The sequence below is a fragment of the Bradyrhizobium sp. USDA 326 genome, from assembly GCF_049739485.1.
In the GTDB taxonomy this organism is placed as follows: domain Bacteria; phylum Pseudomonadota; class Alphaproteobacteria; order Rhizobiales; family Xanthobacteraceae; genus Bradyrhizobium.
This window is the reverse complement of record NZ_JBMGQA010000001.1, coordinates 716,838-738,433: the sequence shown is the minus strand read 5'-3', so window position 1 is coordinate 738,433 and position 21,596 is coordinate 716,838. Positions and strand designations below refer to the sequence as shown.

General features: G+C 65.9%; 15 protein-coding genes. 11 read left to right on the top strand and 4 right to left on the bottom strand.

Annotated features, from left to right (window positions below):
- Window positions 1-5: 5 nt before the first annotated feature.
- The gene (locus ABIG06_RS03530) at window positions 6-2,585 is read right to left on the bottom strand and encodes an ATP-dependent helicase (protein ID WP_370134265.1); all 2,580 of its coding nucleotides are present in this window, start codon (window positions 2,583-2,585) and stop codon (window positions 6-8) included.
- Between the two features lie 236 nt (window positions 2,586-2,821).
- On the opposite strand from ABIG06_RS03530, the gene ABIG06_RS03525 reads away from it, so the two are divergent.
- Window positions 2,822-2,995 carry a DUF1328 domain-containing protein gene (locus ABIG06_RS03525; protein WP_008556598.1) on the top strand — a complete coding sequence of 58 codons (174 nt, stop codon included), beginning with the start codon at window positions 2,822-2,824 and terminating at the stop codon, window positions 2,993-2,995.
- Between the two features lie 63 nt (window positions 2,996-3,058).
- Here ABIG06_RS03525 and ABIG06_RS03520 read toward each other — a convergent pair whose 3' ends face one another.
- On the bottom strand, window positions 3,059-3,565 hold the full coding sequence (locus tag ABIG06_RS03520) for a thioesterase family protein (protein ID WP_424578073.1): 507 nt from the start codon (window positions 3,563-3,565) through the stop codon (window positions 3,059-3,061).
- Window positions 3,566-3,650: 85 nt separating this feature from the next.
- Here ABIG06_RS03520 and ABIG06_RS03515 point away from each other — a divergent pair, with 85 nt between their 5' ends.
- The 3 genes from ABIG06_RS03515 (at window position 3,651) to ABIG06_RS03505 (ending at window position 6,959) form a co-directional block, all read left to right on the top strand.
- On the top strand, window positions 3,651-5,075 hold the full coding sequence (locus ABIG06_RS03515) for an FAD-binding oxidoreductase (protein WP_370134261.1): 1,425 nt from the start codon (window positions 3,651-3,653) through the stop codon (window positions 5,073-5,075).
- 104 nt (window positions 5,076-5,179) lie between these two features.
- Window positions 5,180-6,487 carry a Spy/CpxP family protein refolding chaperone gene (locus ABIG06_RS03510; RefSeq protein ID WP_424578072.1) on the top strand — a complete coding sequence of 436 codons (1,308 nt, stop codon included), beginning with the start codon at window positions 5,180-5,182 and terminating at the stop codon, window positions 6,485-6,487.
- A gap of 37 nt (window positions 6,488-6,524) precedes the next feature.
- Window positions 6,525-6,959 (top strand): hypothetical protein, encoded by a 435-nt coding sequence (locus ABIG06_RS03505; RefSeq protein ID WP_370134258.1) that lies wholly within the window; start codon window positions 6,525-6,527, stop codon window positions 6,957-6,959.
- Here the strand turns inward: ABIG06_RS03505 and ABIG06_RS03500 are convergent.
- Window positions 6,944-8,425 carry a caspase family protein gene (locus ABIG06_RS03500; RefSeq protein WP_370134256.1) on the bottom strand — a complete coding sequence of 494 codons (1,482 nt, stop codon included), beginning with the start codon at window positions 8,423-8,425 and terminating at the stop codon, window positions 6,944-6,946. The genes ABIG06_RS03505 and ABIG06_RS03500 overlap by 16 nt on opposite strands.
- A gap of 425 nt (window positions 8,426-8,850) precedes the next feature.
- On the opposite strand from ABIG06_RS03500, the gene ABIG06_RS03495 reads away from it, so the two are divergent.
- Genes ABIG06_RS03495 through ABIG06_RS03485 form a run of 3 tightly spaced genes read left to right on the top strand, consistent with a single transcriptional unit; the run spans window position 8,851 to window position 12,732 of the window.
- Entirely contained in the window at window positions 8,851-9,882 is a 1,032-nt protein-coding gene (locus ABIG06_RS03495; protein WP_124159972.1) for a TRAP transporter substrate-binding protein, read from the top strand.
- 7 nt (window positions 9,883-9,889) lie between these two features.
- Window positions 9,890-11,743, top strand: coding sequence for a TRAP transporter large permease subunit (locus ABIG06_RS03490; protein ID WP_370140778.1), 1,854 nt, complete (start codon window positions 9,890-9,892; stop codon window positions 11,741-11,743).
- Window positions 11,744-11,754: 11 nt separating this feature from the next.
- Window positions 11,755-12,732 (top strand): NAD(P)-dependent oxidoreductase, encoded by a 978-nt coding sequence (locus tag ABIG06_RS03485; protein WP_370134254.1) that lies wholly within the window; start codon window positions 11,755-11,757, stop codon window positions 12,730-12,732.
- Between the two features lie 113 nt (window positions 12,733-12,845).
- Here the strand turns inward: ABIG06_RS03485 and ABIG06_RS03480 are convergent, their stop codons facing one another.
- Window positions 12,846-14,012: an ABC transporter substrate-binding protein gene (locus tag ABIG06_RS03480; RefSeq protein WP_370134251.1), complete on the bottom strand. Its 1,167-nt coding sequence runs from the start codon at window positions 14,010-14,012 to the stop codon at window positions 12,846-12,848.
- 287 nt (window positions 14,013-14,299) lie between these two features.
- Between ABIG06_RS03480 and ABIG06_RS03475 the strand changes: the two genes are divergently transcribed.
- The 4 genes from ABIG06_RS03475 to ABIG06_RS03460 all read left to right on the top strand — a co-directional run bounded on the left by ABIG06_RS03475 (window position 14,300) and on the right by ABIG06_RS03460 (window position 21,567).
- Window positions 14,300-16,732 carry a bifunctional diguanylate cyclase/phosphodiesterase gene (locus ABIG06_RS03475; RefSeq protein WP_370134249.1) on the top strand — a complete coding sequence of 811 codons (2,433 nt, stop codon included), beginning with the start codon at window positions 14,300-14,302 and terminating at the stop codon, window positions 16,730-16,732.
- A 261-nt stretch (window positions 16,733-16,993) separates the two neighbouring features.
- The gene (locus tag ABIG06_RS03470; protein ID WP_124160096.1) at window positions 16,994-18,292 is read left to right on the top strand and encodes an MFS transporter; all 1,299 of its coding nucleotides are present in this window, start codon (window positions 16,994-16,996) and stop codon (window positions 18,290-18,292) included.
- 158 nt (window positions 18,293-18,450) lie between these two features.
- Complete coding sequence (locus ABIG06_RS03465) at window positions 18,451-21,036, top strand: EAL domain-containing protein (RefSeq protein ID WP_370134246.1); 2,586 nt, start codon at window positions 18,451-18,453, stop codon at window positions 21,034-21,036.
- A gap of 108 nt (window positions 21,037-21,144) precedes the next feature.
- Window positions 21,145-21,567 carry a hypothetical protein gene (locus ABIG06_RS03460; protein ID WP_424578071.1) on the top strand — a complete coding sequence of 141 codons (423 nt, stop codon included), beginning with the start codon at window positions 21,145-21,147 and terminating at the stop codon, window positions 21,565-21,567.
- The last annotated feature ends 29 nt before the right edge of the window (window positions 21,568-21,596 follow it).

The following is a 21,596-nucleotide window of genomic DNA, read 5'->3' as shown; positions in this document are numbered from 1 at the left end:
ATTGTTCACGCCCGCTGCACGAAACTGTCCACGACCTTCTTTTCGCCGGCCTTGTCGAAGGTGATGGTGAGCTTGTTGCCGTCGATCCTGGTGACGCGGCCGTAGCCGAATTTCTGGTGGAAGACGCGGTCTTCGAGCGAGAACTCCGAGGTCGTGCCTGTGGACTTGGCGACCAGCTCGCCCTCGATCGTCAGAGGCCCGCGGCGGCGCGAGGAGAAGCTGCCGAAATCGGGTGAGGACGACGCGGAGGAGAACGTGGTGGCCTCCTCCTCGAAGCCGCTTCCGCCGCCATTGCGGCCGCTGCCGCGGTTGCGATTGGCCTGGGCGCGCTGCCAGCCCGGCGTCGAATAGCTGGAGCCGAACGCCTCCATGTCGTCGAAGCGCGAGGCGCCGTAGCCGCCGGTGCCGCCCCAGCCCGAGCCGCCCTTGGATTCCGTGATCTCGACATTGGCCGCCGGCAACTCGTCGAGGAAGCGCGACGGGATCGTGGTCGACCAGGTGCCGTGGATCCGCCGGTTGGTCGCAAAATAGATCTTTGCGCGGCGGCGCGCGCGGGTGAGGCCGACATGGCCGAGCCTGCGCTCCTCCTCGAGGCCGGCGCGCCCCTGTTCGTCCAGCGTGCGCTGGCTCGGGAACAGGCCTTCCTCCCAGCCCGGCAGGAATACATTGTCGAATTCGAGGCCCTTGGCCGAATGCAGCGTCATCAGCGACACCGCGTCGTCCTCGGCACCGCCCTCACGGTCCATTACCAGGGAGATGTGCTCGAGGAATCCTTGCAGGTTCTCGAACTCCTCCATCGAGCGCACGAGCTCTTTCAGGTTCTCCAGCCGGCCCGCAGCGTCCGCCGAACGGTCCTTCTGCCACATCTCGGTATAGCCGCTCTCGTCGAGCACGATTTGGGCGAGGTCCGTGTGCGCGGTGACCTCGCGCTGCGCGCGCCAGCGGTCGAATTGGGCGACGAGGTCGCGCAAAGACCCGCGCGCCTTCGGCTTCAGCTCGTCGGTCTCGACCACCGCGCGCGCGGCCTCGAACAGGGGAATGCGGCGCTTGCGGGCATGGTCGTGCAGCATCTGCACGGTGGCATCGCCCAGACCGCGCTTGGGCGTATTGACGATGCGTTCGAAGGCGAGATCGTCGGCCGGCGAGTTGATGACGCGCAAATACGCCAGCGCGTCACGGATTTCGGCGCGCTCGTAGAAGCGCGGGCCGCCGATGACGCGATAGGGCAGGCCGAGCGTGACGAAGCGGTCTTCGAACTCGCGCATCTGGTAGGATGCGCGCACCAGGATTGCGATCTCGTTGAGCTTCTCGCCCTGGCGCTGCAGCTGCTCGATCTCCTCGCCGATGCCGCGGGCTTCCTCTTCCGAATCCCAGGAGCCCGTCACCGTGACCTTTTCGCCGTCCTGATCCTCAGTGCGAAGCGTCTTGCCGAGCCGGCCTTCATTGTGCGCGATCAGATGCGAGGCGGCGGCGAGGATGTGGCCGGTCGAGCGATAGTTGCGCTCGAGGCGGATCACCTTGGCGCCGGGGAAATCGTGCTCGAAGCGCAGGATGTTGTCGACCTCGGCGCCGCGCCAGCCATAGATCGACTGGTCGTCGTCGCCGACGCAGCAGATGTTTTTGACGTGGGACTTTTCGTTCGCAGCGGGCAGCGCAACATCATCATTGTCGTCATCACCGGGCCGACGCGAAGCGTCGAGACCCGGTGATCCATCTTGCAAAGAATCGATGGATTGCCGGGTCAATCCCGGCAATGACGAGTTGGAAGACGGCGCCTGCGACAGCAGCCGCAGCCACAGATATTGCGCGACGTTGGTGTCCTGGTACTCGTCGACCAGAATGTATTTGAAGCGCTGCTGGTACTGCCGGAGAATATCCGGGTGCTCGCGGAAGATCCGGATGTTCTCCAGCAAGAGATCGCCGAAATCGGCTGCGTTCAGGATCTTCAGCCGCTCCTGGTAGCTCGCATAGAGCTTGCCGCCTTTGCCGTTGGCGAAGACAGCGGCCTCGCCCGAGGGCACCTGCGACGGCATCAGGCCGCGGTTCTTCCAGCCGTCGATCAGGCCGGCCAGCATCCGTGCCGGCCAGCGCTTGTCGTCGATGTTCTCGGCCTGCAGCAGTTGCTTGAGCAGCCGGACCTGGTCGTCGACGTCGAGCACGGTGAAGTTCGACTTGAGCTGCGCCAGCTCGGCGTGGAAACGCAGGATGCGGCCGCCGATGGAGTGGAAGGTGCCGAGCCACGGCATGCCCTCGACGGCATGGCCGAGCATCTGGCCGAGCCGGTGCTTCATCTCGCGCGCGGCCTTGTTGGTGAAGGTCACCGACAAGATCTCGGCGGGACGGGCGCGGCCCTGGCTCAGGATGTGCGCGATGCGCGTGGTCAGGACCCGCGTCTTGCCGGTGCCGGCGCCGGCCAGCACCAGGACCGGGCCGTCCAGGGTCTCCACCGCCTCGCGCTGCTCCGGATTGAGCCCGGAGAGGTATTTCGGACCCACCGAGGCGCGCGCACGCGCGGCGATGCCGCCGGCTGCGGGCTGGTGGTCGGGTACGCTTGTGATCTTGCTCGGCTCGGTCATGCGAATCATTGGCCCCACGATGGCACCGCGGGGTGACGGAAGGGAGCCTTCATACCAGGGATTGGAGCCTATATGGGGCGCCGGGGGCAGGTTTTCCACGTGCGCGGCAGGCCGATTTGTTCCAGCACGGGCCGCGAATTTCGCTCCCGCATGGGCCGGAACCATCGTTCCCGCGTCGAGATTGTCAGGGCAGGTGGCGCGGCCAGCCGCGTCGACGCAGACAACATCAAGACGAGGGTTTGACCATGCTAGGCTGGGTTGTGACGTTTCTGGTTATCGCACTGATCGCCGGCATCCTTGGCTTCGGCGGTATCGCTGGCGCTTCGATCGAGATCGCCAAGATCATCTTCTTCATCGCGGTTGTCCTGTTCCTGGTCTCGGCCGTGGTCGGCCTGGCGCGCGGTCGCAACCGGATATAGCGCAGCGTGTTCACCTCTCCCCGACGGGGAGAGGTGAACCACGATCAGGCGGCGTCCGAATTGCTATTTCTTCGCGGGCATCGCCACGCTCCGGCCGATGCCCTCAGGCCGCGGCACGGCGCCGTGGGCCTTCGTGACCCCAGCGATACGCTCGCGGATGTCAGGCGGAAACGGCGCGACGCGCCGGGCCGTCATGTCCATGTGCAGCGACATGTTCTCGGACGTGGCCGACAGCCAGCCCTCTGACGCGTGCCGCATCTCCTCGAACGTGTGCAGCCGCTTGTCGTCGGCCTCCAGCAGCCAGACGAAGATCTGCACGGGATCGCCGAGATGGATTTCGCGCAAATACCGCACATGGCACTCGGCGGTGAAGCTCGAGTTGCCTCGCTCCGTCATGTACGTCGGCCCCATCCCGAGCTCGAGCCAGAGCTGGTCGATCGCGCGGTCGAACATCACGTTGTAATAGGCCATGTTGAGGTGGCCGTTATAGTCGATCCATTGCGGCTCGATCTGCATGATCGACGAACGGAACGGCTCGGCGTTTGGGGCGGTGGCGGCAGTCTCCGGCATGCTTCATTCCCTAGCTATGCGTCCGGTCGCTTGACTTGACCGGCTTTATGTCCTTTGCCACGGTTCTTCTGTCGGGAGGAATTCCGTGGGTACGACCATCACCAATAATCCGCCGCGGCCGGAGCCGAAAGCCCTCGCAAGCGCGCTGGAGCAGCTTGCCGCACGCTTCGGCAACCGCCTCATCACCTCGCAGGCCGTGCGCGAGCAGCACGGCCATACCACCACTTGGATCCCCAATCAGCCGCCTGATGGCGTGGTGATGGCGCAGGAGACCGCCGACATCCAGGACGTGGTGCGGATCTGCGCCAAGAACCGCGTCCCCGTCATTCCGTTCGGGACCGGCACCTCGCTCGAGGGCCAGGTCAACGCGCCCGCGGGCGGCATCTCGATCGACCTGCGCGACATGAACAAGGTCCTCGCGGTGCATGCCGAGGACCTCGACTGCGTGATCCAGCCCGGCGTCACCCGCAAGGCGCTGAACGAGCATCTGCGCGACCAGGGCCTGTTCTTCCCGATTGATCCCGGCGCGGATGCTTCGCTCGGCGGCATGGCCTCGACCCGGGCCTCCGGCACCAATGCGGTGCGCTACGGCACCATGCGCGACAGCGTGCTGGCGCTGAAAGTGGTGCGCGGCGACGGCGAGATCATCACCACCGGCACGCGCGCGAAGAAATCGTCGGCCGGCTACGACCTCACGCATCTGTTCGTCGGTGCCGAGGGCACGCTCGGCATCATCTCGGAATTGACCATCCGCCTGCGCGGCATCCCCGAGACGATCGCGGCGGGCGCGGTCTCGTTCGACACCGTGCACGGGGCCTGCCAGGCCGTGATCCTGGCGATCCAGACCGGCATTCCCGTCGCGCGCATCGAGCTGCTCAATGCCGCGCAGGTGAAAGCCTGCAACGCCTATTCGAAGCTGACGCTGCCGGAGACGCCGCTGCTCTTGATGGAATTCCATGGCAGCGAGATCGAGGTCGGCGAGCAGTCCAAGGCGTTTGGCGAGATCGCAAGGGAATGCGGCGGCGGCGATTTCTCCTGGACCACCAAGCCCGAGGACCGCACGAAGCTCTGGCAGGCGCGGCACGACGCCTATTGGTCGGTGAAGGCGCTGCGGCCCGGCGACAGCATCGGCGTGGTCGCGACCGACGTCTGCGTGCCGATCTCGCGGCTCGCCGACTGCGTCAGCGAGACCGAGGAGGATCTCAAGCGTCTCAATTTGCTGTCGCCGATCGTCGGCCATGTCGGCGACGGCAATTTCCACTGCTCGCTGGTCTGCGATACCAACGACGCCGAGGAGATGGCGCGCGGCGAGGAGTTCATGCATCGCCTGGTCGAGCGCGCGCAGGCGATGGACGGCACCTGCACCGGCGAGCACGGCATCGGACAGGGCAAGCAGAAATATCTCGAGGCCGAGCTCGGCCCCGAGGCGCTCGACGCGATGCGGGCGTTGAAGAAGGCGCTCGACCCGCTCAACATCTTCAACCCCGGCAAGATCGTGCCGGAGGCATAAGGCCTGCGCCGCAAGGCATCGGGAACTTTCGGCAATCTCGTCGGTTCCAATTCCCGCCAAGTTCCGATGCCTCAATGGCAGGGCTTGCGCGGGAGGGTGCGACGGTGCGACCGGTCATTGGAATTGCGGCGGTGGCTTTTGCCTGCATGCTGGCTGGCGCGGCGCTGGCGAAAGGCGGACATGGCGGCGGCCACGGAGGCGGGCATGGCGGTGGCCACGGAGGCGGGCATGGCGGTGGTCATCACGGCGGCGGCCATTTCCGCGGTCACGGCGGCGGGCATGCACATGGCGGCGGGCATCATCGCGGAATGCGGTTCACCACCGGTGCCCGACGTGGCGGCCCGAATTTCGGTCAAATCCGCAATGCAGCGATCCGCCCTGCGGATTTCCGCAATGCCCTGAACGCCAGCGCATTCCGCAATGGCCGGCTGATCAGCAATCCGGCAGCCCGCGCGCAACTCGCGGCCGCAGCCGCACTGGCGGGCTGGAGCGGCGCAAGCAGCGGATGGTGGCAGCACCCGGGCGGTGGCTATGGCTGGGTCGGGCCGCTGTTCTGGCCGTTCGCCTACAACGACTTCTATGATTACACGATCTGGGGCGACGGGCTCGGCTTCTGGGGCTACGGCTATCCCGACATCTACGCCGGCATCTTCGGCCCCTATGGTTATGATCGCCTGTCGGCCTATCTGCCGCAGCAGCCCCAGGGACGACGGCGGGCGCGCAGCGCATCGCTCGATCAGCTCTGCGGCAGCGACCGGCGCGCCATCGTCGGTTTGCCGATCGATCAGATCGCGGCCGCGGTGCAGCCGACGGATGCGCAAATCGCCGCTCTCGACGCGCTCGGCAATGCCTCGGTCGACGCGGCGGCGCTGATCCGCACGTCCTGTCCGACCCAGGCCGCAGCGACAGCGCCCGGCCGGCTCGCGGCGATGCAGCAGCGTGTCGAAGCCATGCAGAAGGCGGTCGATCTGGTCCAGCCCGCACTCGACACGTTCTATGGTTCGCTTAACGACGAGCAGAAGGCGCGCTTCAATGCGCTGGCTGACGATCAGCGTCGTGCAACGGCATCGAACAATGCGGGCCGGTCGTCGGTGCAGAATTGCAGCGCGTCCGCGGCGTTCGACTGGCCCGGCGCCACGATCGAGGAGAGGCTGCATCCCAACGACACCCAGCGTGCGGCGCTGCAGGTGCTCCAGGATACCAGCGCCAGAGTCAGCGCATCGCTCAAGGCGGCCTGCGAGCCCAATGACGTGATGACACCGCCGGCACGCATGGCCGCGATCCGCAAGCGGCTCGACGTGATGCTGGACGGGATCAAGTCGGTGCGCGCGGCGCTCGATGATTTCTACGCCACGCTGAACGACGAGCAGAAGGCGCAGTTCGAGGCGATCGGGCCGCGCCGCATCTCCTGAACGCTGCGAGCCATCAAAGATCACGGGTGGGGCAATCATGAAGTGGTTCGCAAGGCGGCAGCCGGCCGACATCTGGGATGAGCCGGTCCAGGCGCCGATCGGCGACATCGAGGCGGCCGACCAGATCCGCAACATCTGCCAGGCCGCGAGGGCAAGCGCCGAAAACGTCGGAGGTTCCGGGCAGACCGGCAAGCGTGAGCGCGAGCGCTATGAACGCGCGGCCCGCGCCGCGATGGAGATCGCGATGAAGATTTTCGACGACCTGATGCGCGACGATGCGGTGCGTCGCATCGTCTACCTCTGCATGAAGGCTGACGACATCAAGGCCGCGCAGGTATTGTCGCGCGCGATCCAGGCGGGCTGGGTTCGCGAGGCCGTGCAGCGGGATTATCCGGCCCTGTCGCATGGCTCGCGCGCTTGGCGCGAGCGCGGATGTCGTGTTTGTGACGGACCGGCTCAGTACCTGCGGTAATCGCCGCGATAATGGTCGCCGCCGCGGCTGCCCATTCCTACGCCGAGGCCGATACCAACACCGACGCCGATGCCTTGCATGACAGCCTCGGGCGGCGGGCCGCGATCCGGCGGCGGAGCGCGCTCGTAGATCACCTGGTCAGACGGCGGTCGTCGCTTGGGCGGCGTCTCGACCACCTTGCGCTTCGGCGGGGTCTCGTCGACGCGCTTCTTGATGGCGGGCGCGACGTTCGGGTTGACGGGCGTTGCCGGCGGCGACGGCGTCGAGCACGGGCAGGTCGGCGTCATCGCGACCGCGACGGGCGTTGTCGCGGCGGCCACGGGCAAGGCGTAGTTGCGGTTCTGCACGCGGAGCAGCAGCCTGCGCGCGGTTGCCGCGAGATCGCTGTTGTCCCAGTTCTGCAGATAAGCCTCGAACGAGGCGCGTGTGTTGATCGCGGTCGCGCGCTCCCAGGCCAGCATCTGCCGCCGCCGCTCGAGCACTGTGCGCAGGCGCGGCGTGCGGGCGTCCTGTGCGTAGAGTTCGATATAGGCCTGATAAGCGGGCACAGTGTCCTCGGTGATCACGAGTTCATAGGCGACCGGGGCAGGCTTGCCCTGCAATTCCTTGCGCCAGTCCTCGAGGCTGCGCGTGCCGCTGGCAAGCGCCATCGAATCTGTGCCTGGAAGGGAAGACGTCTGGCCGCTGCCCTCGCCGAAGAACCTGAAGTCGGTGGTCAACGACGAGCTCTCCCAGGGAATCTGCCGGCCGTCGGTCGATTGCGCCACGGCGACGCGGATGCGCTTGAACATCTCCTCGATCGGCAGATTGGGCTCCTTGGCGACCGTCAGCACGGCCGCCGTGTAGGGGCTGTCAGTGCCGTTGCCGTCCTCGGCTTCGGCTCCGGGCGAGGTCGAATAGGAGATGAACGAGCCGGGCGCGCCCGCCTTGGTGTCGACGATCGCAAGGCCGTGGCCGGCGCCGCTGAGCGCGGGGAACGGATTGTTGCGGCAGGCATCGAGCATGAAGATGCGCGCCCGCGTCGGCAGCGCGCCGAGCGTGTTGAGCAGGTCGTTGAGCCGCACGCCCTGAAGCGGAATGTCGGCCTCACGCTTGGGGTCGAGATCGACCGGCACTAGATAATTTTCTCCGTCGATCTGCAGGCCATGGCCGGCATAGAACACCAGCGCGACGGTATCGCTGCCGCTGGCACTGACCTTGCCGGCGAAATCCGAGATCGCCGCGCGCATCTCGTTCTGCGCCAGATTGGCCGCGGTGGTGACGGTGAAGCCGGCGTTGCCGAGCAGCTCCGTCATGCCTTTGGCGTCGTTGGCGGCGTTGGGCAGCTCCGGCACGGCGCGATAGGCGGATTGGCCGATGACCAGTGCAAGCCGCGTTTCGGCGGCGGCGCCGGTCGGCGTCATCAACTGCGTGAGCGCAAGAAGACCGGATGCAAGCAGAAAATTGGAAAATGTCGGACGACGCATGGTGTCACCTCGATCGGCAATGCGTGCGATGATGTCACTTTTTCTACGTCTGCGCCACGAGCCGTCTGTGCGCTGGATCACGCAGGGGCCGCGGCAAAATGGGGCAGGGTATCTGCCGGAGCGGAACAGCATCGTTCCGAGTTCATCCATGTGAATCGCGCATTGATCCATGCTCCAATTGGATTGATGCCATGTCCTCGCGAAAGGATGTCTTTCGCAGAGCGGGCCGCAGGCCGACCACCGCAAGGAATCCCCGGGGATTCGTCGTCGTTTTGCTCTGCATGTGGACTGCGGGCAGGCGTCTCGCGCCGTTCTGCGATGGCCGGCGCCATGCTTGCCTGTGCTGTCGCTTTGGCCATACAGTCCGCGCAACTGGCTGCGGCAACGACCGCATCGAACAAAAAGAATCGGGGAGAGACCGCTCAATGACCATCGTGCCCGTGAACCGTCGCGCGTTCATCAAGTCGTCGGCGGCGGCCACCGCCGGCCTGGTGCTCTCTCCCGCTATCATCGGCCGCGCGGAAGCTGCGACGTTGAAGCTGAAGTGTTCCTCCTCGCTGCCGAACGATCCCAAATACGCCAACGGCCGCGTCTACTACGACAATCTCGTCAAGAACCTGAAGGGCAACGGGCTCGGCGAGCAGGTCGAGGTCACCTTCTTCCCCGACAACCAGCTCGGCCAGGAAATCGACGTCATCAATTCGGTGAAGCTCGGCGTGATCGATCTCATGGTGTCGGGCTCATCGATCTCGGCCAACCTGGTGCCGCTGGTCGGCACCTTCGATCTCGGCTTCCTGTTCTCGAGCTTCCCGCAGCAGACCAAGGCGTTCGATGCCGGCGCCGCCAAGCCGATCGAGGATGCGCTGCTCAAGGGCGGCAACATCCGCATCATCGCCTGGGCCTATAATTTCGGCTCTCGCAGCGTGCTGGCGAAGAAGCCGGTGAAGACGCCGGAGGATCTTGCCGGCCTCAAGATCCGCACCCTGCCAAATCCCGTTATCACCGAATGCCTGCGCCTGATGGGCGCGGCCGCGACGCCGCTCGCCTTCGGCGAGATCTACACGGCGTTGCAGGCCGGCGTGCTCGATGGGCTCGAGCACGATCCGCCGACCATCCTGGCCAGCAAGTTCTTCGAAACGGCGAAGTTCTACGCGCTGACGCAGCACAATTTTTCGCCGCTCGCGATCTACTTCAGCGACATGACCTACAATCGCATGGATCCGAAGCTGCGCGAGGGTTTCCTCGATGCCGCCAAGAAGGCCGCGGCCGACACCCGAGCCCATGGACTCGTGGTCGAGAAGGAGGCGCTTGCGGCGTTGACCGAGAAGGGCGTGACGGTCGCCGAATGCGACCGCGAGGCGTTCAAGAAGCGCGTGGAGCCGCAGACCGAGAACTTCATCAAGGCGCGGCCTGGCTCAAAGGCCGTCATCGACATCATCCGCGCGACCCAAGCCTGACATGACCATGACAGCTGCCGTGCCCCTCTCGGGCGGCCGCCACGGCAGCATCGTCCTGCTGCTTCGGCTCAGCGATGCGATCGCGGCCATTCTGCTGGCCGCCGATCTCGTGGTGGTGTGCGCCTCCGTGCTGCTGCGCTTCTTCTTCAACGCGCCGGTCGAATGGTCCGACGACGTTGCTCGCGGACTGATGGTCGGCTCGGCCTTCTTCGGCGCGGCGAGCGCGCTCGCGCGCGACGAGAATGTCGGTGTGTCGTTCTTCCGCGATCTCTTGCCGGTGCGGCTGCGCACACTGGTCGATGCCGCCAGCGCGCTGCTGATCGTGGTGATCTCCGGCTACGTCGCCTACAACGCCGTCAAGCTGGGCTCGCTGACGTCGGGGCAGACCACCGGCTCCGGCCTGCCGCTGGAGCTGACCTTCTATCCGATGGGCATCGGCGCGCTGTTCATGACGGTGTTCGCGATGGATCATCTCTGCGCGAGGCCGCTCCCCGAGATCGTCAGGGGCCTCGTTGCCATCATCGCCGTGACCGGCCTCTATCTCGCCTGGGATCATCTGTCGCCGTCGTCGGTGCCGTCGGCGGGCATGCTGATGCTGACCGGCTTCTTCGCCACCCTGTTCGGCGGCTTGCCGATCGGATTTGCGTTGGCGCTCGCCGCGCTGATCTTCATCTGGGTCGAGGGCGCGCTGCCCGGCGTCATCTTCGCCCAGCAGATGGCACGCGGCATCGACAACTTCGTGCTGCTCGCGATCCCCTTCTTCATCCTGGTCGGCTATCTCATGGAAGCCAACGGCATGTCGGTGCGGCTGATCGAGTTGCTGCAGCGCGCCGTGGGCCGGATGCGCGGTGGGCTGAACGTCGTGATGGTGGCCTCGATGGTGCTGTTCTCCGGCATCTCCGGCTCGAAGATGGCCGACGTCGCCGCGGTCGGTTCGGTGCTGATCCCGGCGGCGCGACGCTCGAAGCAGAACCCCGGCGGCGCGGTGGCGCTGCTCGCAGCCTCCGCGGTGATGGCGGAGACCATTCCGCCGTGCATCAACCTGATCATCCTCGGCTTCGTGGCGAACCTGTCGATCGGCGGCCTGTTCGTCGCGGGTCTCTTGCCGTCGGCGCTGATGGCGCTGGTACTGATCGCGGTGTCCATCATCTTCGGCAAGCGGCCGGCGGAGGCGGAGGATGTCGAGCCGCAAATGCCGGTGTCGGGTCTGTGGAGCGGCGCGATCGCCTCGTTCGGCCTGATCTTCATGATTTTCTTCGGCTTCAAGAGCGGCTTTGCCACCGCGACCGAGATATCGGCTTTCGCGGTGGCCTATGCGCTCGTCGTCGGCAGCGTGGTGTTCCGCGAGCTCGGCTTCAAATCGGCAGCGCACAGTTTCGTGCAGGCGGCGACGCGCGCAGGCCTCGTGCTGTTCATAGTCGCCGCCGCGCAGTCGCTGGCGTTCACGCTGACCTTGCAGCAGGTGCCGCATGCGGTCGGCGACTTCATGCTCGGCCTGTCCAAGACCTCGGGCGTCTGGCTGTTCATCCTCTTGGCGATCGCAGTGCTGATCGTGATGGGCTCGGTGCTGGAAGGCGCGGCCGCCCTGATCATCTTTGGGCCGCTGCTGCTGCCGGTCGCCGTGCAGCTCGGCGTCGATCCCCTGCATTTCGGCGTCGTGCTCGTCATCGCCATGGGCATCGGCCTGTTCGCGCCGCCGCTGGGACTTGGCCTCTACGGCGCCTGCCTGATCGGTAACGTGCCGATCGAACAGACCGTGAAGCCGATCATGGGCTATCTCGGCCTCTTGTTCCTCTGCCTGCTCGTCATCGCCTTCGTGCCGTGGCTCTCGACCGCGCTGCCGCGGGCATTCGGCTACTGAAGGGGGCTGCCGTGAAGGTCCTGCTGGCTCACACCCCGGAGATGCGGCGCAATTACTATGGCGATCGCAGCCTGAACGGCCTGCGCGCGGCCGCCGAGGTGATCCTGCACGAGGGCGATGACCCGCTGGACGCAGCCGGCCTGGTACGCGCCGCCAAGGACGCAGACATCATCGTCGCCGATCGCATGACCGAGGGCCGCGGCGAGATCTTTGCGCAATTGCCGCGCCTGCGGGCGTTCGTCCGCTGCGCCGTCGACATCCGCAACGTCAACGTGGAAGCGGCCTCGGAGGCCGGCGTGCTCGTGACTCGCGCCGGACCCGGCTTCGTGCAGGCGGTGGCCGAGCTCGCGCTCGGCTTCATGGTCGATCTCTCCCGCGGGGTGTCGCGGACCACTGCCGACTATCAGGCCGGTCGCAAGGCGGAGGCGCGGATGGGCCGCCAGCTCGCCGGCAGCCGAATCGGCATCATCGGCTATGGCAGCATCGGGCGCTATCTTGCCGAAGTGGCAAAAGTGCTGCGCATGGAGGTGCTGGTCGCCGATCCCTTCGCGACCGTCAGCGACAGCGCCATTCGCCAGGTCGGGCTCGACGAGCTGCTCGCCGCATCGGATTACGTCGTCTGCCTCGCCGTCGCCAACGAGCAGACCGAGAACCTGATCGGCGAAGCGGCGCTGTCGCGCATGCAGAGGCATGCCGTCTTCGTCAATCTCTCGCGCGGCAATCTCGTCGATGAAGCCGCACTGGCGCGCGCGCTGCGCGGGGGCCGCATCGCCGGCGCGGCGATGGATGTCGGCCGCGCTCCCGACCAGATGCCGACGCCCGAGCTGGCGAGGCTGTCCAACGTGATCGCCACGCCGCATGTCGGCGGGCTGACGCCGCAGGCGATCGAATACCAGTCGCTGGACACTGTGCGGCAAGTCGAGGCCATCGTCAAAGGCGAGGTCCCTCAAGGCGCCGTCAATGCCGATCGGTGGACGCGGCGGCCGTGAAGCGACGGATCTGGCGCTCGGCGCACTGAAGCTTCCACATCGTCATGCTCGGGACAAGCCTGGACAAGCCCCGGGCATGACGTCCTCCAGCACTTGCATGCGCTATCGCAGCCCTAGAGCCGATCCACCGCCCTGAACGACCCGTCCTTCTGGATCACCGTCAAAAACACCTTCGGCGGCGCGTCGATCATGCGCGGGCCAACGGTGACGGTGGTGCCGCTGATGTCGAAACGGCCGATATCGTTGATGGTGCGCAACAGGCTTGCGCGTGTCGGCTTCGGTCCGGCCTTTTCCAGCGCCGCGGCCGCGAGGCGGCCGGAGATATAGCCTTCGAGCGACACGAAGTCCGGTGTCAGCGTCGGATCGAACGCCTGCTGCGCCGCCTGGTAGTCGGCGACGAGCTTGAGCGAGCGGTCCCAGGGAAAAGGCACGACCTGCGAGACGATGACGCCCTCGCCGTCCGGGCCAAGCTCCCCCGCGAGCGCGTTGGCGCCGACGAAGGAGATGTTGACGAAGGCCGGATAGAAGCCGCCGCGGTGCGCCAGCTTGATGAATTCCGCGCAGGGACCATAGGTCCCGACCATGACGATGGCTTCGGGCTCGGCGCGCTTGATCACCCGCAAGGCTGCGGCGACCGCGCGGGTATTGCGCTCGAAAGTGCCCTCGGCGGCGAGTTCGAGGCCGCGCCTCGCAAGCGCGCGCTTGACGCCAAGGAGACCGTCACGGCCGAAGGAATCGTCCTGGTAGAAGATGCCGATGCGGGTGAAGCGGCGATCCTCGGTGAGGTGCTTGACCCAGGCCTCGGCCTCCGCGCCGTAGCTCGCGCGGATGTTGACGACGTTGAGAAGCTCGAGGTCGCGGAGGAATTCGGCGCCGCTGAAGGGGCCGATGAAGGGAATGTTCCTGGTGCTGGTGATCGGAATCGTCGCGATGGCGGTCGGCGTGCCGACCGCGCCGATAAGCGCGAACACCTTGTCGTCCTCGATCAGGCGCAGCGTCTGCGTCACCGAACGGTCGGGGTCGTAGCCGTCATCGCGGCTGACGAGCTGAAGCTTGCGGCCGTGGATGCCGCCCTTGGCGTTGATCTCGGTGAACGCCGCGACGATGCCTTGCCGCATGCGCTGTCCGAGCGTGGAGGAGGGGCCCTCGAGCGCTGCCGCCTGACCGAACAGGATCGCGTCTTCGCCGACGCCGACTTCGTCGCCTTTGGCGGAATGCGTCGCTGCGGCGAGCAGCGCAATGGTCAAGCCGACGTAGGTCGCGAACGGCGATCGTGCCATGAGGATGCTTGCCGGATGTAGGAGGCGTTGCGGAAACGATAGGTCGAGCGGGCTAAACAGGACGCTAATTTGTGCCCGTCGACGGTCCGTAAGACTCCGGGGAAAACCGGTAAGTTATTGCCACTCTGCCGCAACTTTCGGGGCAATCGTTAACTAAGCCGCGCGATGCGCAGCGGTCCGGTTTCCGAAATTGGGCAGTTCTTAACCCCGATCCTGGCCCGATAGTCGCGCCGGCGGCTCAACCAGAAGTTCGGGCCGCCGTACCCATGGGGATTTGCGGATCAAAGATGAGCGGTCGCGATCAGAACGATCAGGATCGGGGGCGTATGAGGGGATGGTGGCGTGCCGCGCCGCTGCTCGGGCTCTATCGCCCTGCGCTCGTTGCGGTCGGCATCGGCCTTCTGTTCTCGATCGTGGGCGCTGCTGCCGTAGCGCGGTGGGAAGATCGCGTCAATCGGATCGAGTTCGAGAACGCGGCCTCGGCCCAAGCGACCGTCATGCAGAACGGCACGAACGAGTACATCTCCAGGCTGCTCGCACTGCGCACGCTGTTCGAATCGACCAGCGACGAAGTCACCCGCAGCGAATTCGAGACCTTCAGCGCCCGCCTGTTCGAGCGACATCCCGGCATGCTGCGCATTGCCTGGCTGCCGCGCGTCAACCGCAAGGAGCGCGCGGAATACGAGGCCGCGGCGATCACCGACGGCGTATCCGGCTATCGTATCAAGTCGCTCCAGGGCGACGGCTTCGCCGTCGCGCCGCAGAGCGACGAGTATTTTCCGGTGTTCTACTCGACTCGGCCGAAGACTTCGTCGGTCTATGGCATGGACTACGCGACGGTTCCGGAGCGCCGGGCGGTGCTGGAGCGCGCCCGCGACAACGATCGCGTCGCAGCCATTCGCACGCGCCTCTTCGAGCCGAAGCAAGGGGGCGGCCGGGTGCCCGACGTCCTCGTCGCGATTCCCGTCTACGCCAAGGGCACGTCACGCGAGGAGATCGCGGACCGGCGCCGCAATCTCGCCGGCTTCGTGGTCGGCATCTTCGACCTGCCGCTGCTGATCCACTCCATTCGCGTGACCACCGGAGCAAGCCCCGCGGTCAGCATGAATATCTACCCGCCCTTCACGGCGGAGATCGCCAACCTGGAGGAAACGCTGCCGGATTACTCGTCGTCCGCCGCCGCGCCGCGGTCGATGGAAGACATCGCGCGGGCCGTGCAATGGTCGGGCAGTCTCAAGATCGGCGATGCCGACTGGCAGGTGCGGGCGGTTCCAACCGCCGGCGGTCCGCTGGCTACGACTTACGATCGCGCGGGCGCGGTGCTGATTGTCGGCATGCTGCTGACGCTGTCGCTGTCGACCTATCTGATGCTCGCAAGCCGCAATTCGCGGCGGCTGTCGCAGGCGAACCGGCGCGTGCTCGAGCTTGCCCAGACCGATATACTCACCGGACTGCCGAACCGCGCCTTCTTCCTCACCCGGCTCGACGAGATGAACAGGCAGTCGGACGTGACGGGTCTGCCCTTCTCGATCCTGATGCTCGACCTCGACCGCTTCAAGAACGTCAACGACTCACTTGGTCACGCAGCCGGCGATGCGTTGCTGCGCCAGGTGGCGCAGCGGCTGAAATCCGCAATGCGCGCCAACGACGTGCTGGCGCGGCTCGGCGGCGACGAATTCGCCATCATCCAGGAAGCCGGCGAGGATCAACGTGCCTGCTCGACCGAGCTGGCGGCGCAGATCGCCAAGCTCGTGAGCGAACCATTCCTGCTGCCGGGACACCGCGTCGAGATCGGCACCAGCATCGGCATCGCGATCGCGCCGGACCACGGCAGCGATCAGGAGCAGCTCCTGAAGAAGGCGGATCTTGCGCTCTACCGTTCGAAATCGGCGGGCCGCAACTGTTTCACCATTTACGACGAGGCGATGTCGGCCGAGCTGGAGGCCCGCAACACGCTGGAGGGAGATCTGCGCGACGCCATCGCGCAGTGCCAGCTGGAGGTGCACTACCAGCCGTTCGTCGACGCCCTCGGCGGCGTACGGCGCGGCTTCGAGGCGCTGGTGCGCTGGCGGCATCCGACGCGCGGACTGATCCCGCCGGACCAGTTCATCTCGCTTGCAGAGGAGACCGGGCTGATCGTGCCGCTCGGCGAATTCGTGCTGCGCCGCGCCTGCGCGGACGCCGCCGGCTGGCCCTGCGATCTCATGGTCGCCATCAATTTGTCGCCGATCCAGTTCAAGGAAGCCGAGCTGTTCGAAATGATCTGCGCGGCGCTCGCCGATTCCGGCCTGCCGCCGCAGAGGCTGGAGATCGAGATCACCGAATCCGTGCTGCTGGAGCGCGCCGCCGAGAACCACGCCTTCATGGAGCGGCTGAAGAGCATCGGGATCGAGCTCGCGCTCGACGATTTCGGCACCGGCTATTCGTCGCTCAGCTACCTGACCGCGTTCCCGTTCGACAAGATCAAGATCGACAAGTCGTTCATCCGCAACCTCACGCATCAGCCGCGCAGCTCCGCCATCATTTCCGCGATCGTGACACTGGCGCGCGGGCTGGACATGTCGGTCACGGCCGAGGGCATCGAGACGTCCGAGGAGTTCGAGCGGCTGAAGGCGCTCGGCGTCAATTTTGCGCAAGGTTATCTGTTCGGCCGCCCGCAGCCGATCGAGCGGATCCTGTTCGACGCGCCGGTCAAATCCTCACAGCTCGATGCCGCCTGAGCGCGCGCCTCGTCCTTCGAAACGACCGCCGCGCTGAGCTCAGGATGAGGCTAAGCAGCACCGGTGCCTGTTGAACTGCTGCCACACACTCTGTCCTCATCCTGAGGAGCCCGCATCAAGCGGGCCTCTCGAAGGATGGCCGCGGGGACACCGCTCCCAGGCGCGGTTGCGCTGCGGCTCAAAGTGGCATGCGCGAAAAAGCGCTTGACCAGAGCATCCCCGGATGATCCGAAGGAACGTCTAGGGATGAAACAGCACAACATGCGGCTTCCGTTCTTCTACGGCTGGGTGGTGGTCGCCGTGACCTTCGTCACCATGGCCATTGGCGTCAACGCGCGTACCGCCTTTTCGCTGTTCTTTCCGCCCATCATCTCCGAATTCGGCTGGGAGCGCGGCGTCACGGCCGGCGCCTTCTCCTTCGGCTTCGTGGTGTCGGGCGTGGTCAGCCCGCTGATCGGCCGCCTGATGGATCGCGCCGGTCCGCGCGCGGTGATGGAGCTCGGTGTCGTGCTGATGGGTGGCGGACTGCTGCTGGCACCGCTGACCAGCGCGCCCTGGCACCTCTATGTCACTATCGGCGTCATGGTCGGTGCGGGCAGCGTCTGTCTCGGCTATTCCGGCCAGTCGCTGTTCCTGCCGAACTGGTTCATCCGCAAGCGCGGCTTCGCCATCGGTATCGCTTTCGCCGGCGTCGGCATCGGCTCGGTGACGCTGTTGCCCTGGGTGCAGCACATGATCGAGCAGACCGGCTGGCGCACCGCCTGCACCGCGATGGGACTGCTCGTCCTGATGGTGCTGGCGCCGGTCAATCTGCTCTTGCACAAGCGCCCGGAGGACATCGGCCTTGAACCGGACGGCGATGCCGCCCCGGTGCGGGGCGCAGCCCGGCCGGTCTCCAACGTCGTCGATCCGGTCTGGGTCCGCATCGACTGGACGCTCAAGCGAGCCGTCGCGACCGCGCGTTTCTGGTGGATCGCGCTCGGCTATTTCTGCGGCCTTTACATCTGGTACGCGGTGCAGGTGCACCAGACCAAGTTCCTGCTCGACATCGGCTTCAGCCCCAGCGTTGCGGTGTGGGCACTCGGCATGGTCAGCCTGCTCGGTATTCCCGGCCAGATCCTGCTCGGCCATGTCTCCGACCGGATCGGGCGAGAATGGGTGTGGGCGATCAGCTGCGCGGGCTTTGCGATCTGCTTTGCGGCGCTGATGGCGCTGAAATTCCAGCCGTCGCTGTGGCTGGTCTACGTGATGGTCTTCGTGCAAGGCGCGCTCGGTTACGGCCTCACCTCGATCATGGGGGCGGTGGTATTCGAGATTTTCCAGGGCAAGCATCAGGGCAGCATCTTCGGCACGATCATGCTTGCGGCGCTGGCGGGTGGTGCGGCCGGACCGTGGGTGACAGGCTTCCTCTATGATCGTGCCGGCGACTACACGCTTGCCTTTGCCATCGCGACGGTCATGAGCGGACTGTCGGCGTTCGCGATCTGGCGGGCGGCCCCCGGCAAGGTGCGGGCCGTGGCCGGCCGGCTGCACAAGCTCCCCGGCGGCACTGCGGAGTAGGTTTTCTCAATCACGGCATTGTTCGTTCCTTCTTTGGAGAACGTTAAGCATGTCGTGTCTTGGCGTGGCGCTGCGGGCCTGCAAGAACGTCTTGGACACCATCGGAGCGCTAGCGTCGGTTCAGTGCCACTTCTTCCCGATGACGTCCGGGTCTAACGATGCCTGCCTCCGATTGTCTTGCGATCGAAATGCCGGACGTGCTGCGCGTCGCGGTCGAACGCGCCGACGATGGTATCGTCGTCGTCGATGACGCGCATCGCATCACGCACTTCAACCCTGCCGCGGAGCGGATCTGGAAGTTCGCTGCCACCGAGGTGCTCGGCCGTAACGCCGCCGTTCTCACCCTCAAATGTCTCGAGGCCGGCGCGACCGCGGACTTCCGCGAAGAGATCAGCCTCGTGCGGCGCGACGGCAGTCGTATCAAGGTGCAGGTCGCGATGTCATCAACGACGATTGCCGGCGCGACCCATCGCATCGTGTTCGCACGCGATGTCACTCTTGATGCGGAGCGACGCGTCAGGATCGGGCTGTTCCACGCCGTCTCCGACCAGACCAACCGCGCGGTGATCGTCACCGACGTCGAGCAGAACATTGTCTACGTCAATTCGGCGTTCACGGCGCTGTTCGGCTATACCAGCGAGGAGGCCGCAGGTCGCCCCGTCGCCGAGCTCGTTGCCGGTCGTCACACCGATCGCAAGGCCCTCGCGAAGCTCGTCACGCGCCTGATGCGTGGCGGCCAGCGTGGAGAGGCCGACGTACTCGTCTACGACAAGGACGGCGAGGAGATCTGGGTCTCCGCGCGGATAGACGTCTTCCGCGACGGCAAGGGCCGGGTCAAGCATATCTTCGCGCTGCTCGAGGACATCACCGAGACCAAGCAGCTGCGTTCGCTTCAGCAACTCATCATGAGCGCACTCGCCGACGAGGTGCCGATCGGCGAGATCGCTGACCGGCTGTGCCGCCGCGTCGAGGAGATCGCGCCCGACGCCGTCTGTTCGCTGCTCCACGTCGATGCTGCCGGCCTGATCCATCCGCTCGGTGGTCCCAGCCTGCCTGAGGACTATTCCCGCGCGTTGGACGGCATCGCGATCGGTCCCAATGTCGGCTCCTGCGGCACCGCGGCCTTCTACGGTACGCCGGTTCTGGCGGCCGATCTCGACACCGATCCGCGCTGGCAGCCTTACAAGGCGATGCCGCTCGCGATCGGCCTGCGCGCCTGCTGGTCGACCCCGGTCAAGGCCAAGGACGGCCGCGTCATCGCGACTTTCGCCTTTTATTACCGCGAGCCGCGTGAGCCGAGCAATTGGCACCGGCGCATCGTTGAGGCCTGCGTCAATCTCGGCGCCTTCGCGATCGAGCGCAAGGAGGCGCGCGCCGAGATCGCGCGGCTCGCCTATCACGACATCCTCACCGGCCTGCCGAACCGCGCCCAACTGCGGCACCTGATCACCACCGCAATCGATGCGTGCCCGACCGGCAGCCACGTCGCGCTGGCCTTCCTCGACGTCGATCATTTCAAGGACGTCAACGACACGCTCGGTCATGCCGCCGGCGACGAGCTCCTGGTTCAACTCGCGCAGCGCCTGCGCGAGCATATCAGCCCCGGGGACATGCTGGGGCGGCTCGGCGGCGACGAGTTCGTCATCCTGCTGCCGCAACGCAACGCCGAGGACGCCGAGCGCGTCGCGGCCGATCTCGCCGAAGCACTGGCGCGGCCGCTCCGGCTCGGATCGAAGCTGATGCCGTTGTCCGCCAGCATCGGCATCAGCCTCTATCCCGATCACGCCACCGATATCGACACCTTGATGCAGCAGGCCGATGCCGCCATGTACATGGCCAAGCAGGCCGGACGCTCGACCCATCGCATCTTCAGTACCGAGATGAACGTGCTCGCCGAGCAGCGGCTGGCCCTGATCGCGGCGCTGCGCCGCGCGATCGCGGAGGGCGCACTGAGTCTCAGCTACCAGCCGCAGATCCGCAGCTGCGACGGCGCGATCCATGGCGTCGAGGCACTGGCGCGCTGGCGCGATGCCGTGCTGGGCGACGTCTCGCCGGCAAAGTTCATCCCGCTCGCCGAGGAATGCGGCCTGATCGAGCAGATCGGCCTTTGGTCCGTGCGCGAGGCCTGCCGCCAGATGGCGAGCTGGCGCCACGCAGGGCTCAACATTCCCTGCGTCTCGGTGAACCTGTCGCCGATCAATTTCCGCAACGTCACGCTGGCGGCGCGGCTCAAGGACATCCTGGCCGAATACGATCTGCCGCCGGACGCGCTGATGCTGGAGATCACCGAAGGCGCGTTCATGCAGGACGGCGTCGCAGCGCTGGAGACGATGAACGCGATCCGCGAGCTCGGCGTCGGCCTCTCGGTGGACGATTTCGGCACCGGCTATTCCAGCCTGAGCCGGCTCGCGCATCTGCCGATCCGCGAATTGAAGATCGATCGCAGTTTCATGCGCGACATCGAGAAAGACGCGGGCGCGCTCGCGATCGCAACTGCGGTGGTCCGCGTCGGCCAGGGTCTCGGCATGACCGTGGTCGCCGAGGGCGTCGAGACCGAGGGGCAGCGCAAGACGCTGGCCGAACTCGGCTGCGACATCGTCCAGGGCTTCCTCTATTCACCCGCGCTGCCTCCTGTCGCCTTCGAGCGCTGGCTGATCGACCACTGCGCGGAGCAGGCGAGGACCATGCTGACGCGGCTTGACCTTGCGCCGGCGGGCGGGGATGCGGTGAAGCGGTCGGCGTAGCTGCCCTCGGGCGATATTCGCAGCCGATAAGGAACGCATTGACGACCGGCGATTTGGTCCCCGACATCCGCCGAAGGAGCACCGCGCCATGTCCTGTTTGCAAACGGCATGGGCCCGATGAAAAGACCACAAAGCAGCGCCACCGTCCGAGCGGCAGGCCTTCGACCTTCGCAACCGCAGCTCAAGGCCATCACGGCATGGATGGCTTGTCAGAGCGACAAGCCCAGCCTGTCCGAGGCAATAAGCCGCTTGGTGGAACTGGGGCTTGCGTTGTACACGGATACGGATCGCCAGAAGCGGCGCGCTCGCAAAATGGCTGGCGATGCGATCGATCGCATGGGCGACACGAGGACGACGGCGGAGGATAGGGCGGTCCGCAAGCGGGATCTGCTCGACGGCCCCGAGGAGTTCGATCGCGTGCGAATTGATCGGTCCAAGCGCGGCAAGCCGATCCGAGAATCGGCTGAGCACCAGGAAGCCGCCGACACCGGAGGAATTCGAACTACCAGCGACATGGAGGAGGAGCAATGAGACGACATTCCCAATCGCATGCAGCGAAC

Bases quoted from the DNA above. Each gene is read 5' to 3' on its own strand.
- ABIG06_RS03495 (WP_124159972.1), top strand. From the start codon at position 8,851: ATGACCATCGTGCCCGTGAACCGTCGCGCGTTCATCAAGTCGTCGGCG.
- ABIG06_RS03505 (WP_370134258.1), top strand. From the start codon at position 6,525: ATGAAGTGGTTCGCAAGGCGGCAGCCGGCCGACATCTGGGATGAGCCG.
- ABIG06_RS03475 (WP_370134249.1), top strand. From the start codon at position 14,300: ATGAGCGGTCGCGATCAGAACGATCAGGATCGGGGGCGTATGAGGGGA.
- ABIG06_RS03520 (WP_424578073.1), bottom strand. From the start codon at position 3,565: ATGCCGGAGACTGCCGCCACCGCCCCAAACGCCGAGCCGTTCCGTTCG.
- ABIG06_RS03525 (WP_008556598.1), top strand. From the start codon at position 2,822: ATGCTAGGCTGGGTTGTGACGTTTCTGGTTATCGCACTGATCGCCGGC.
- ABIG06_RS03465 (WP_370134246.1), top strand. From the start codon at position 18,451: ATGCCTGCCTCCGATTGTCTTGCGATCGAAATGCCGGACGTGCTGCGC.
- ABIG06_RS03530 (WP_370134265.1), bottom strand. From the start codon at position 2,585: ATGATTCGCATGACCGAGCCGAGCAAGATCACAAGCGTACCCGACCAC.
- ABIG06_RS03480 (WP_370134251.1), bottom strand. From the start codon at position 14,012: ATGGCACGATCGCCGTTCGCGACCTACGTCGGCTTGACCATTGCGCTG.
- ABIG06_RS03460 (WP_424578071.1), top strand. From the start codon at position 21,145: ATGGGCCCGATGAAAAGACCACAAAGCAGCGCCACCGTCCGAGCGGCA.
- ABIG06_RS03490 (WP_370140778.1), top strand. From the start codon at position 9,890: ATGACAGCTGCCGTGCCCCTCTCGGGCGGCCGCCACGGCAGCATCGTC.
- ABIG06_RS03500 (WP_370134256.1), bottom strand. From the start codon at position 8,425: ATGCGTCGTCCGACATTTTCCAATTTTCTGCTTGCATCCGGTCTTCTT.
- ABIG06_RS03470 (WP_124160096.1), top strand. From the start codon at position 16,994: ATGCGGCTTCCGTTCTTCTACGGCTGGGTGGTGGTCGCCGTGACCTTC.